A 14,245-nucleotide genomic window follows, 5' to 3' on the forward strand; every position below is an offset into this window, starting at 1 on the left:
AAAACTAAAATTAGACATGACTATTTTTTTTTAATGAAACAATCTAAATATATTTTTTATATATGTTATATATTATAAATATTATTTATACAAACCATATTCTTATGGAATATATGTTCAAATTTATTAATATTTTAGGATGGATTCCAAATATATTCTTTATAGTAATATTTTTTATTTTTTTAATTTTTTTGTTATGCAAAATATTTTATTTTATTGATTAATTTATAGCTAATTTTGCATAAAAAAGGTGTATTATGTTTTTTTATGATGAAAAAAAGAAGAAAAAAAATAATATTTTTTTTAATGAAGAGGGATATAAAATATTGGAAAATTATTTACTACATAAAGTAGATTCTATAAAAAATACGTTTATTCTAGTAGATAAAAATACTTATCAGCATTGTCTCCCCTTACTCTTTTCTTATCTAAAAATATTAGAAATATCTAATATTATTAAAATAGAATCAGGAGAAAAAGAAAAAAATATTTATACATGTATTAAAATATGGAAAAATTTAGAAGAATTAAGAGCAAATAGAAATAGTTTAATTATTAATTTAGGAGGAGGAGTTATAACGGATATTGGTGGATTTGTAGCTTCTGTGTTTAAAAGAGGAATACGTTTTATCAATATACCTACTACTTTATTAGGGATGGTAGATGCTTCTGTAGGGAGTAAAACCGGTGTAAATTTAGAAAAGATAAAAAATGAAATTGGTTCTTTTCATTTTCCAGAAATATTGATTATTGATCATAACTTTTTAAGTACTCTTCCGGATAGGGAATTTATTTCAGGAAAATCTGAAATGTTGAAACATGGATTAATTTCAGATGAAAACTTTTGGGTTGATCTTAAAAAAGATTTATCCAATAAAAACGATAATAAATGGAAAAATTTTATTCATAAATCCATTCTGATCAAAAATAAAATTGTAGAAAAAGACCCTTTTGAAAAAGGATTAAGAAAAATTCTGAATTTTGGACATACTATCGGTCATGCTTTGGAAAGTTATTTTATGGATTTTAAGAATAAAAAACTATTACATGGTGTAGCAGTTGCTATGGGAATGGTGTATGAATCTTGGATTTCATACAAAATAAATGGTTTACCTATGAAACATTATGAGGAGATTAAATTTGTTCTTTCTAATTTGTATAACATTCATAAAATATCTTCTTTAGAATTAGAAGTAGAAAAAATATTGTCCATTATAGAACATGATAAAAAAAATGATAGGAATAAAATTAATTTTTCCTTACTAAGGAAAATAGGTATTTGTTCTTACAATTGTCATGTTCCTAATTTATTAATCAAAGACTGTTTTTCTAACATTTAAGATTAAAATATTTAATTTTTTTTCTTAATTCGTTAATATTCTTTATTTTAATAAGAATCTAAAAAAAAAAAAAAATGAAGGAAGGAGAGAAATTAATTCCTATTAATATTGAGGATGAAATGAAATCATCTTATATCGATTATTCTATGTCTGTTATAGTATCTAGAGCTCTTCCTGATATTAGAGATGGATTAAAACCTGTGCATAGAAGAGTTCTTTACGGAATGTACCAATTAGGAATTTTTTCTAATCAACCTTATAAAAAATCTGCACGTATTGTAGGAGAAGTTTTAGGTAAATATCATCCCCATGGAGATGTTTCTGTTTATGATACGATGGTTCGTATGTCTCAAGAATGGACATTTCGTTACCCATTAATAGATGGGCAAGGTAATTTTGGTTCATTAGATTCAGATCCACCTGCTGCTATGCGTTATACAGAGGTAAAAATGGAAAAAATATCTGAAGAAATGTTATTGGATATCAAAAAAAATACGGTAGATATGCAACTTAATTTTGATGATTCTATAGAAGAACCTACGGTTTTACCTACGAGAATTCCTAATCTTTTAATTAATGGATCATCAGGAATAGCCGTAGGAATGGCTACTAATATACCTCCTCATAATTTAAAAGAAACGATACAAGCTATTTTTTCTTATATCGATAACAATGACATATCTGTAGATAGTATCATGAAGCATTTAAAAGCTCCTGATTTTCCTACTGGAGGAGTCATTTATGGTTATGATGGAGTTAAAAAAGCCTTTCATACTGGTAGAGGACGTATTGTATTACGTGCGAAAATTCATTTTGAAGAAATTGAAGGAAGAGAATGTATTGTGGTAGATGAAATTCCTTATCAAGTAAATAAGGAAGAAATGATTACTAGAACTGTAGAATTAATGAAGGAAGGAAAAATAGATGGTCTTTATCAAATACGAGATGAATCCGATAGAAAAGGATTACGAGTAGTTTATATTCTTAAACAGAACACAAATCCTCATATATTATTAAATAATTTATTTAAACATACATCTTTACAAACTTATTTTAATGTAAATAACATAGCCTTGGTTCATGGAAAACCTGTTCAATTAAATATTAAGGAATTTATACAACATTTTGTTAACCATAGACAAGATGTGATTATTCGAAGAACAAAATATGAATTAAAAAAATATGAAGATCGTGTTCATATTTTAACAGGTTTTTTGACTATATTAAATCATATAGATAAAATGATTTTTTTAATACAAAAATCTAAAGATCAACGTGATGCTTGCAATAAATTAATAGATAAATTTCATTTATCTAAAAACCAATCTAAATCTATTTTAGATTTACGTTTGCAAAGTCTTACATCATTAGAACTTGATAAGCTGAAGAAAGAACATGAAGAGTTAATCAAAAAGATATCATCATTAAATGATGTATTAAGCCACTATTCTATTAGAATGATAATTATTAAAAAAGAACTTTTAGACATAAAAAATAAATATCAAGATAAACGTAGAACAGAAATAGATTATTTAGGAAATGAAGTTAATATAGAAGATCTTATCGAAAATGAACAAGTAGTACTTACTATTTCTCATGCTGGATATATCAAAAGAACTTCTTTATCAGAATACAAACGTCAAGGAAGAGGAGGTATTGGAAATAGAGGAGCTATTGCTAGAGAATATGATTTTTTTAAACATCTTTTAATTGCAACGAATCATCAATATTTGCTTTTTTTTACAGAAAAAGGTAAATGTTTTTGGTTAAGAGTTTATGAGATTCCAGAAGGTTCAAAAATGTCTAAAGGAAGAGCTATACAAAATATGATTCATCTACAGCAAGATGACAAAGTCAATGCATATATTTTAACAAATGATCTTAAGAACAAAAAATATGTAAAGAATCATTATGTGATGATGATCACTAAAAAAGGAATTATTAAAAAAACATCATTAGATAACTATTCACGTCCTAGAAAAGATGGAATAAATGCTATTGTGATTCGTAAGGGGGATTCTTTATTAGAAGCAATTTTAACACAAGGTAATAATTATGTTTTTCTTGCTGTAAAAAGTGGAAAAATAATTCGTTTTCCAGAAAAAAAAATTCGCATAACTGGAAGAAATTCTTCTGGAGTCATAGGAATTAATTTCAGAGGAAAAGAAGATTCCGTCATTGGAATGGTATCTACAGAAGAAAAAGGACATTTATTGGTTGTTTCGGAAAAAGGTTTTGGAAAAAGAACAAAAATAAAAAATTATCGTGTAACTAATCGTGGAGGTAAAGGAATCAAAACAATAAACATTACAAAAAAAACAGGAAGTTTAATTTCTATTAAACATGTAACCGATAAAGATGATCTTATGATTATTAAAAAATCAGGCATACTTATACGTATTTCTGTATCCGAAATAAGAGTTATGGGAAGAGATACTCAAGGTGTAAGATTAATTCATCTAAAAAAAAATGATTCTATTGCAGATGTAGCAAAAGTTAGTGTGAATTTTCATTCATAAAATATTTACACATTTATTTGATTTTTTTTTTGAAAAAAGATAGAGATTGTGTCAAATATAGAAGAAACTTTAAGTCCAAAAAAAATTCAAGATTTTGTTGGACAATATGATATTTTAGAAAATTTAAAAATTTTTATTCAAGCTGCTAAAAAAAGAAAAGAATCCTTAGATCATATTTTATTTCATGGACCTCCAGGATTGGGAAAAACAACGTTAGCTTATATTGTAGCTAATGAATTAGGAGTTAAAATATATGTAACTTCAGGATCTATTTTAGATAAACCGGGAGATTTAGCGGGTTTACTTATTCATCTAAAATTAAATGATGTTCTTTTTATTGACGAAATTCATCGATTATCACCTATAGTAGAAGAATATTTGTATTCTGCTATGGAACATTATAAAATAGATATTATCATAGATTCTGGATCTAACGCTAGAACTGTACAAATAGATTTATCACCTTTTACTTTAATAGGAGCAACAACAAGATCTGGTTTGTTGACAGCCCCTATGCGTTCTAGATTTGGAATTAATAATCGTTTAACCTTTTATAAAAAAGAATTATTAAAAAATATAATCAATCGAAGTGCAAAAATATTGAATATTCCAATAACAGAAGAAGCTTCTTCTGAAATTTCTAATCGAAGTAGAGGAACTCCACGTATAGCAAATTCTTTACTTCGTAGAGTTCGTGATTTTGCTCAAATAAAAGGAAATGGAACTATAGATTTACATATTTGTAATTTAGGATTAAAAGCTCTTAAAGTGGATCAATATGGATTAGATGAAATGGATAATAGAATTCTTACTTCTATCATTAATCATTTTAAAGGAGGGCCTGTTGGATTAAATACAATAGCAACAGCTGTCAGCGAAAATTCTGATACGATAGAAGAAGTTTATGAACCTTATCTTATTCAAGAAGGATATTTAATAAGGACACCTAGAGGTAGGAAAGCTACTTTATTAGCTTATCAACATTTAAAAAAAAATTTTGATAAGAAAAAGAAAGAGGAAAAATAATTTTTGTTTTTTTTTTTAGAAAAATTAACTTTGCCGATAATGTTAATATCTATCAAATTATTATAATAATGCCTTCAAATGTTATTGTTGGTCTCCAATGGGGTGACGAGGGAAAAGGAAAGATCACAGATTTATTTTCTAAAAATTCGGATTATGTTATTCGTTATCAAGGAGGAAATAATTCAGGTCATTCCATTCACATTAATAATCGTTATTTTACTCTTCACTTAATTCCTTCTGGAATTGTTTATTCTCATGTAAAATGTATTATAGGTCCCGGAATGGTAGTGGATCCTAAATATTTGATCCAAGAAATCAAAAATTTAGAATCCATAGGATTAAAAACATCTAAAATTTTTTTAGCAAAAAGAGCACATATAACTATGCCTTATCATCCTTTGTTAGATAAATATAAAGAAGATTCTTTAGGTGAAAAATCTATTGGAACTACACATCGTGGAATTGGACCTACTTATGAAGATAAAATAGCACGTATAGGTATCCGTTTACTAGACTTTTTGAATCTAAAAAATTTTTATAAAAAATTAAAAGATAATGTAGATTACAAAAATCTAATTATAACAAAAGTGTATAAAAAAGAACCTATTTCTTTTATGAAAATATATGATGAGTATATAGAATATGCTAAAATTCTGAAACCAAGAATTATTGATGCTGTTCTAGATATTCATAAAGCTTTTCATGAGGGAAAAAGAATTCTTTTTGAAGGGGCTCAAGCTATGTTATTAGATATAAACTATGGAACATATCCATATGTAACAACTTCTTCTACTTCCACAGGAGGAGTAAGTATAGGATCAGGGATACCACCTTCTTTTTTGATGAATTTTATAGGAGTAGCAAAAGCTTATTGTACACGTGTAGGATACGGTCCATTTCCTACAGAAATAAAAAATAAAAAAATAAATTATATAATACGTGAAAAAGGAAAAGAATATGGAACCACAACTAATAGACAAAGGAGATGTGGCTGGTTAGATTTAATAGCTTTAAAATATTCTTGTATAATTAATGGAATAAATTATTTAATTCTGACTAAATTAGATATATTAAGTCATTTAGATTCCATAAAAATTTGTATAGGATATCAAAAAAATGGGATAAATATTAAACATTTTCCAGCATATATAGAAAAAGAACTAAAAGCTAATTATATAGATATTCCTGGTTGGAAAAAAGACATATCCCACATTAAAGAATATGAAGAATTACCGAAAAATTGCAAAAAATACATTAACTTTATTGAAGGTTATCTAAATTTAGATATTATATTAATATCCATAGGATCTGAAAGAAACCAAAATATCATAAAAAATAAATCTTCTTTTTTGAAAATTTTTTCTTAAAAATATTCTAATTTAAAAAAATTTTTTTTGTGAAAGAATATAAGAACCCTTTTGTAGAACGATATAGTAGTCAAGAAATGTTGTATAATTTTTCTCCAAAAAAAAAATTTTTAACATGGAGAAAATTATGGTTATATCTAGCTGAAAGCCAGAAAAAATTAGGTTTAGATATTACGGATGAACAAATCAAAGATTTAAAAAATCATTTAGATGATATTGATTTTGATCAAGTCAATTCTTATGAAAAAAAATTTCGTCATGATGTCATGGCTCATTTGTATGCTTTTGGAAAAAAAGCAGTCATAGCTAAACCTATTATTCATCTAGGAGCAACAAGCGCCTTTTTAGTAGATAATACAGATCTTATTCTTATACGAGACGGATTAAAAATAATTATTAAAAAAATTATTAATGTTATTTTTCGTCTTAGAAATTTAACCTTAGAATATCACAATACACCTACTTTAGCCTTTACCCACTATCAACCGGCACAATTAACTACGGTGGGAAAACGATCTTCTTTATGGATTCAAAGTTTATTATTTGACATGGAAGAATTAGAATTTAGATTACATAATCTATGTTTCAGAGGGGTCAAGGGAACTGTGGGCTCATCCGCTAGTTTTAAGGAAATATTTGATGGAAATTTACAAAAAGTAAAAGATATGGAAAAAGAAATATCTGGTAAATTTGGATTTAAAAAAGTTTTTCCTATAACTAGTCAAACTTATGATAGAAAAGTAGATGCACAAATATTAAATCTTTTATCCAATATTTCTTTATCTTCTCATAAATTTAGTAATGATGTTCGCTTATTACAAAATTTAAAAGAAATGGAAGAACCTTTTGAAGAAAAACAAATTGGATCAAGTGCTATGGCTTATAAAATAAATCCAATTCGTTGTGAACGAATGTCTTCTTTAGCAAAATATGTTATTTCTTTATCCAATAGTGCTAATATGGTTGCAGCTACTCAATGGTTGGAAAGAACATTAGATGATTCAGCTAATAGAAGATTGGTTATTCCCCAATCGTTTTTAGCAATAGATGCTATTTTAATAATATGGAACAATGTATTAGAAAATATAATAGTGTACCCTAAAATGATTGAAAAAAATATAGTTCAAGAACTTCCCTTTTTAATTACTGAATCTATTATTGTAGAGTGTGTAAAAAATAGAGGAGCAGATAGACAATTTATTCATTCTAGACTTAGAATTCATTCTATAAATTCTAAATCTAGAATGAAATTAGAGGGAAAAGAAAACGATTTTTTACAACGTGTTTTAAATGATGAAAAAATACCAATTGATGAGAAAACAATAAAAAAAATGTTAAATACTAAGGAATTAATAGGATTTTCTTCTGATCAATCTTTAGAGTTTATTGAAAAAAAAGTGAATCCTCTTTTAGACAGATTTTCTTTTTTCATTGATTCAGATATAGAACTTAAAGTTTAAGAATTTTATATTTTTCATTTCTAATGAAAATCAGAATTTTTATACAAAAAAAAGAACCTTTTGATATTTCTTCTAAAAAATTGTTTCATGAATTGAAAAAAATGAATTTTTCTTTATCTAGAGTAATCATATATTATATATATGATATTTTTCATATAGAAAAGAAAATATTTATAGATAGCTTATATAAAATTTTTGTAGACCCTGTAACAGATATTTTGCATAAAAATAAAAATTTCAAAAATCCACATTTTTCTGTAGAATATATTCCTGGTAAATATGATTTACGTGCAGATTCGGCCATTCAATGTATCAAAATCATAGATCCTAAGTCAAGAGTGTTTATAAAAACAGGAAAATTAATGGAGTTCATAGGATTAAGTAACCCTAAGGATAATTTAGATCCAATAAAAAAATTTTGCATAAATCCTAATTTCTTTCAAGAAAAAAATCTTCATAAAAAAGATTTTAAAATTAATTTTTCAAAAAAGAGAAGAAAAAGAAAAGATTTCGTAGTTTTTGTAAAAAATTTTATTTCTCTTTCTTATGAAGAAATGAAAGTTTTTCATAAAAAATGGAATTTTTCTATCCATTTAAATGATTTACTTTTTATACAAAAATATTTTTTAGAAGAAAAACGAAACCCTACAGAAATAGAATTACGTATTTTAGATACATATTGGTCAGATCATTGTCGTCATACAACTTTTTTTACTACATTGGATGATATAAGATTTTATGGCGTTTACAAAAATATATATCAAAATATATTTGATGAATATTTAAAAGATAGAAATTCTATAGGAAGATCAAAATATCCTATCAATTTAATGGATTTATCTATATTGCCATCCAGAATACTCTATAAACAAGGAAAATTGAAAAATTATGTAATTTTTCCTGAAAAAAATGCTTGCATGATTATGGTAGATGTTCATTTTTCCGATATTAAAAATAAAGAAAAATGGTATATTTTATTTAAAAATGAAACTCACAATTATCCCACTGAAATTGATCCTTTTAGTGGGGCTTCTACTTGTATAGGAGGAGCTATACGAGATCCACTATCTGGAAGAGCTTTTGTTTATCAAGCTATTCGATTAAGTGGTTCTGCTGATCCTACTAACCCAAAAATATTAGATAATAAAATTCCACAACATAAAATATGTTATGATTCTGCTTATGGTTATAGTTCTTATGGTAATCAGGTAGGTATTGCTACCACAAATATACAAGAAATATATCATGAAGGTTATAGGGCTCAAAGAATGGAAGTTGGTATGGTAGTTGGGGCTGTACCAGTTAAATATGTAAAAAAAGAAACTCCAATGAAAGGGGACGTCATTTTATTAATTGGAGGACTAACAGGTAGATATGGAATAGGAGGAGCTGCGGAATCTTCTAAGGAAAAGAAAAATGAAGGTAATTCGAATAAAAATATCCAAATAGAAAAAGGAAATCCAATAATTGAAAGACAACTTCAAAGATTTTTTAGAAAAAAAGAGGTTTTATCTTTAATTAAAAAATGTAATGATTTTGGTGCAGGTGGAGCTTCTGTAGCAATAGGAGAATTGAGTAATAGTTTAATTCTAAATTTAGATAAAATACCAACTATAAAAAATGCAAATTTAGAAGCTTTAGAAATAGCTCTTTCAGAATCTCAGGAACGTATGGCTGTTGTATTATCTCCAAATAATGTAAAAACTTTTATAAAGTTAGCTTATGAAGAAAATATTTTGTCCGTTCCTATTGCTAGGATAACAGATAATAATAGAATAGTTTTTTTTTATAAAAAAAAAGAAATATTCAATTTAAAAAGTTCTTTTTTAAATACTGGAGGATCTCATAAAAAAACGGCTGTTCATGTTCATTCTCCTATTAAAATTTCTCCATTTCAAAAATCAAGAAATATTTTTTTCAGTAGAAGAACGTTCCTAAACGTTCTATCTAAATTAAATGTGGCTTCTCAAAAAAGTTTGGTAGAACTATTTGACAGTACAGTTGGTTCTACTACGATATTAATGCCTTTTGGAGGTAAATATCAAATGACTCCATCCGAAGGTAGTGTTCATAAAATACCTGTATTACAAGGGAATACAGATACTGTAAGTTTAGCATCTTGGGGTTTTCATCCTGAAATATCGGATTGGAGTCCATTTCATGGAGGAATTTATTCTATAATAGAATGTATTTCTAAAATAGTATCTATGGGAGCATCATACAAAGGTATTTACTTTAGTTTTCAAGAATATTATCAAAAATTAGGTAATAATCCAGATACTTGGGGAAAACCTTTTTCTTCTTTATTAGGTGCTTATCATGCTCAAATGTCTTTTGGATTAGTCTCTATAGGAGGTAAAGATAGTATGTCTGGAACATATAAGAATATTCACGTACCCCCTACGTTAATTTCCTTTGGTGTGACTACAGGTAAGTGTTCAAATATTTTATCACCTGAATTAAAAAGAATAGGAAATAAAATATATTTGTATCATCATAAGCTATTAAAAAACGAAATGCCAAATTTTGATTCTTTGAAAGAAGCATATGATAAAATTTATAAAGGAATTTGTTCAGGAAAAATAATTTCAGTAAAAACGGTAAAGGACGGAGGAATTTCTGTAGCTATTGCAAAAATGTCTTTTGGAAATCGCTTAGGAGTTCTTATTCGTTTAAAAAACTATCCTTTATTTGAACTTAGTATAGGTTCATTAATTATAGAATCATCTTCTGTTATTTCAGAGGAAAATTTTCTCTTAATAGGAGAAGTTATATCATCTAAAATTTTGGATATCAACGGAATAGTAATAGAAATAGATGAAGCTTTAAAGTTCTGGTCAAAAACTTTAAACCCTATATTTTCTTCTTCCAGAAATGGAATGGAATTTATAAAAAAATCTTATAAAAAAAAGAAAATTTTTCATAGAAAAAATATAGATCATAGATTTTTTGTGAAAAAAAAATATAAAAAAAAGATAGTTCCAAACGTGTTTATTCCAGTTTTTCCTGGTACTAATTGTGAATTAGAAACTATTCATGCTTTTAAAAGGGTCGGTGCTATTATCAAAACTTTTGTTTTTAAAAATTTAAAAGAAAAAGATATTACAGAATCCATAGATAAAATGAAAAAATATATAAGATCAGCAAAAATATTTATTCTGTGTGGTGGTTTTAGCGCAGGAGACGAACCAGATGGTTCCGCAAAATTTATTACGTCTATATTACATAATCCATATATAAAAGAAGCTATTGAATACTTTTTAGATCATGATGGACTAATTCTTGGTATTTGTAATGGATTTCAAGCTCTTATAAAATCTGGATTATTACCTTATGGTAAAATATGTATACGTCATCCATTTTCTCCTACATTAACTGATAATCAAATAGGTAAACACATATCTCAATGTGTTCATATTAAAGTTATTTCTGATCATTCTCCATGGCTATACGGAATGATAAATAAGATCTACACTATTCCACTATCTCATAGTGAAGGAAGATTTTATGCAAGTAAAAAAATAACGAATATTTTATTCAAAAAAAATCAAATTGCTACGCAATATGTTGATTTACAAGGGTTTCCTACATTAGATAGGTGTTATAATCCAAATGGATCAGTAGAAGCAGTAGAAGGTATTTTAAGCGAAAATGGAAAAATTTATGGTAGGATGACTCATCCAGAACGTTATCATTATGGATTATTAAAAAATATACCTGATATTAAAGAACATTCTATTTTTAGAAATGCTGTGCATTATTTTTTATAATTATTTATTAATAATATTTAAATAGATGAAAGTAGCTATATTTTGTGGAAGTATATCTGATAGATTTACTATGAAAACAGCGGTAGATGTATTAAATTCATTCCATATAAGTAATCATATTTATGTTATATCTGCTCATCGTTTACCCGATGTCTTATCAGAAACTCTGAAAAAAGTAGAAAACGTAGCAGAATTGATTATTGCTGGAGCTGGATTATCTGCTCATTTACCAGGTGTAATAGCCTCTAGAACAATTTTACCTGTGATAGGTGTTCCAATTCATTCCCATAATGGATTATTAGGTGGATTAGATGCCCTTTTTTCCATGGTTCAAATGCCTAAAGATGTTCCAGTAGCTACAGTAGGAATAAATAATGCATATAATGCTGCTTTTTTAGCTATTCATATATTATCTATTAAATATAACGAAATAAAAAAATTATTAATAAAATTTAGAATGGATAAAAAAGAAAAACTAATAAATGAAATAGATAAATATTTGTGATTATGAGTAGCAGTCTAACTAAAAAATTTTTTTTATTGGAAGGAAAAACAAAAAAAATATTTTCTACAGAAAATCCGAATAAGATTATCCTTCACTATAAGGATGAACTATCAGCTTTGAATGGATTAAAGAAAGAATTTTTACAAAAAAAAGGTATTTTAAATAATGAAATTAGTTCCTTTTTATTTAAAAAAATGAACTATTATGGAATAAATACTCATTTTATTCGAAAAATTAACAATAGGGAACAATTATGTCATAAAGTCAATATGATTCCATTAGAATTTGTTATTCGAAATATTATTACTGGGAGTATGTCTAAACGTTTAGGAATAAAAAAAGGAACCATACCTTCGAATACTATTTTTGAAATTTTTTACAAAAATGATGCATTAATGGATCCATTCATTAATATCCATCATGCCGTTTTTATATGTGACGTTTCTTATGAAGAATTAAATATTATTCATCAAATAACATTGAATATTAACAATTTTTTAAAAAAATTGTTTTTAGATAAAAACATTATATTAGTAGATTTTAAAATAGAATTTGGAAAAAATAAGAAAAATAAAATTTTACTTTCTGATGAAATCAGTCCGGATACATGTCGCTTATGGGATAAAAAAACAAATAAAAAACTTGATAAAGATGTATTTAGAAATAATTCACATAAAAATATCTTGGATATTTATATGGAAGTCTTAAAAAGACTGAATGTTCCTAATAATAATTAGATCAGATATTCTTATCTGTATAAGAAAGAATATTCTATAGAGAAGATGATATCTAAATTTTTCCATTTTTTTAAGGAAAAAAGATGTTATGATAAGTTTCATGAGGAGTGTGGAATTTTTGGAATATTTTCTCCTCAGAAAATAGATACATTATCTTTGATCCAGTTTGGGTTATTTGCTCTACAACATAGAGGACAAGAAGCTTGTGGTTTTTCCGTTTTACGAGATGGTTTTATTTTATCTTATAAAAGTGATGGTCTTGTTTTAGATGCTTTTAGGAAAATTTCTAATTTCAAATATTTCCATGGAAATGCAGCTATTGGACATACACGTTATTCTACATCTGGCGGACAAAGTAAAAAAAACATTCAACCATTTTTTGGAGAAGATATCAATGGAAAAAGCAACATTTCTATAGTTCACAATGGGAATTTAGTCAATGCTAAGAAAATACGAAAAAATTTAGAATTGAATGGAATGAATTTTATATCCGAAAATTCTGATTCTGAGGTTATTTTACGTTTAATTCAAAAATATTTATACGAAAATAATAATAATTTAGAAACAGCTATTCAGAAAACAACTTTTGATATTCAAGGAGCTTATTCTGTTATAGTTTTAATGAAAAATAAAATAGCAGCATTTAGAGATCCAAATGGAATACGTCCTTTATGTTACGGTATGCTAGATGAACAAACTTATATATTTAGTTCTGAAACCTGCGGAATAGATTCTATAGGAGGATATCTAATAAGGGATTTGTTTCCAGGAGAAATGGCCATTGTTGACAAAAAAAAGTCTATTCAGCTATCTTTTTTTAAAAAAAATAGATACAGAAAACAAAGAGTTTGTTCTTTTGAATATATTTATTTTTCACGTCCTGATTCCTTAATAGAAAATATTAATGTTTATGAAGTAAGAGAAAAAAGCGGTGAGAAACTTTATAAAAAATATCCTGTACAGGCAGACGTTGTTGTTGGAGTTCCAGATTCTGGAGTACCAGCATCTATTGGATTCTCTAAAGCTTCAGGAATACCTTTTAAACCAATTTTAGTTAAAAATAAATATATTGGAAGATCTTTTATTCTTCCTAAACAAGAAATACGTGAAAAAATAGTCAATTTAAAACTTAATTCTATTCTGAACGAAATTAGAGGTAAACGTGTTGTTATTATTGATGATTCCATTGTTCGTGGAACAACTAGTCGTAGGTTGGTTTATATATTAAGAAAGGCGGGAGCAATAGAAATTCATTTTAGGAGTGCTTCCCCTCCTATTATAGCTCCATGTTATTTAGGAGTAGACACTCCAAGTAAAAAAGATCTCATATCGTATAATGATGATAAAGAGAATATTGCTAAAATTTTAGATGTCGATAGTTTAGAATTTCTAAGTATGAAAGATTTAATAGATATACTTGGAAGTAAGAATCATTGTTTTGGATGCTTTACTGGAAAATATCCAATAAAAAAATATAAAAAATTATAAGAATAATTAATTTACAAGAATAAGAAATAAACC

Annotated in this window: 9 protein-coding genes; all 9 read left to right on the forward strand. The window is 26.4% G+C overall.

Translation table 11 applies throughout. The features are described 5' to 3' along the window. Window positions 1-257 precede the first annotated feature (257 nt). Window positions 258-1,340 carry a 3-dehydroquinate synthase gene (aroB, locus tag H0H78_RS00705; protein WP_185851109.1) on the forward strand — a complete coding sequence of 361 codons (1,083 nt, stop codon included), beginning with the start codon at window positions 258-260 and terminating at the stop codon, window positions 1,338-1,340. A gap of 74 nt (window positions 1,341-1,414) precedes the next feature. Further along, window positions 1,415-3,859 (forward strand): DNA gyrase subunit A, encoded by a 2,445-nt coding sequence (gene gyrA / locus H0H78_RS00710; protein ID WP_185851110.1) that lies wholly within the window; start codon window positions 1,415-1,417, stop codon window positions 3,857-3,859. 48 nt (window positions 3,860-3,907) lie between these two features. Continuing rightward, window positions 3,908-4,885 carry a Holliday junction branch migration DNA helicase RuvB gene (gene ruvB, locus H0H78_RS00715; RefSeq protein ID WP_394366920.1) on the forward strand — a complete coding sequence of 326 codons (978 nt, stop codon included), beginning with the start codon at window positions 3,908-3,910 and terminating at the stop codon, window positions 4,883-4,885. Between the two features lie 68 nt (window positions 4,886-4,953). Continuing rightward, entirely contained in the window at window positions 4,954-6,252 is a 1,299-nt protein-coding gene (locus tag H0H78_RS00720; RefSeq protein WP_185851111.1) for an adenylosuccinate synthase, read from the forward strand. A 29-nt stretch (window positions 6,253-6,281) separates the two neighbouring features. Further along, the gene (purB, locus tag H0H78_RS00725; RefSeq protein WP_185851112.1) at window positions 6,282-7,712 is read left to right on the forward strand and encodes an adenylosuccinate lyase; all 1,431 of its coding nucleotides are present in this window, start codon (window positions 6,282-6,284) and stop codon (window positions 7,710-7,712) included. A gap of 23 nt (window positions 7,713-7,735) precedes the next feature. Continuing rightward, window positions 7,736-11,482 carry a phosphoribosylformylglycinamidine synthase gene (locus H0H78_RS00730; RefSeq protein ID WP_185851113.1) on the forward strand — a complete coding sequence of 1,249 codons (3,747 nt, stop codon included), beginning with the start codon at window positions 7,736-7,738 and terminating at the stop codon, window positions 11,480-11,482. 25 nt (window positions 11,483-11,507) lie between these two features. Then, entirely contained in the window at window positions 11,508-11,987 is a 480-nt protein-coding gene (purE, locus tag H0H78_RS00735) for a 5-(carboxyamino)imidazole ribonucleotide mutase (protein WP_185851114.1), read from the forward strand. Between the two features lie 2 nt (window positions 11,988-11,989). Then, the gene (purC, locus tag H0H78_RS00740) at window positions 11,990-12,724 is read left to right on the forward strand and encodes a phosphoribosylaminoimidazolesuccinocarboxamide synthase (RefSeq protein WP_185851115.1); all 735 of its coding nucleotides are present in this window, start codon (window positions 11,990-11,992) and stop codon (window positions 12,722-12,724) included. Window positions 12,725-12,769: 45 nt separating this feature from the next. Beyond that, window positions 12,770-14,212: an amidophosphoribosyltransferase gene (gene purF, locus H0H78_RS00745; RefSeq protein WP_185851116.1), complete on the forward strand. Its 1,443-nt coding sequence runs from the start codon at window positions 12,770-12,772 to the stop codon at window positions 14,210-14,212. Window positions 14,213-14,245: the final 33 nt, after the last annotated feature.

This window comes from Blattabacterium cuenoti, assembly GCF_014251235.1.
GTDB lineage: Bacteria > Bacteroidota > Bacteroidia > Flavobacteriales > Blattabacteriaceae > Blattabacterium > Blattabacterium cuenoti_AF.

Coding starts and splice junctions, on each gene's coding strand:
- H0H78_RS00730 (WP_185851113.1), top strand. CDS start 7,736: ATGAAAATCAGAATTTTTATACAAAAAAAAGAACCTTTTGATATTTCT.
- purF (WP_185851116.1), top strand. CDS start 12,770: ATGATATCTAAATTTTTCCATTTTTTTAAGGAAAAAAGATGTTATGAT.
- aroB (WP_185851109.1), top strand. CDS start 258: ATGTTTTTTTATGATGAAAAAAAGAAGAAAAAAAATAATATTTTTTTT.
- H0H78_RS00720 (WP_185851111.1), top strand. CDS start 4,954: ATGCCTTCAAATGTTATTGTTGGTCTCCAATGGGGTGACGAGGGAAAA.
- gyrA (WP_185851110.1), top strand. CDS start 1,415: ATGAAGGAAGGAGAGAAATTAATTCCTATTAATATTGAGGATGAAATG.
- purC (WP_185851115.1), top strand. CDS start 11,990: ATGAGTAGCAGTCTAACTAAAAAATTTTTTTTATTGGAAGGAAAAACA.
- purE (WP_185851114.1), top strand. CDS start 11,508: ATGAAAGTAGCTATATTTTGTGGAAGTATATCTGATAGATTTACTATG.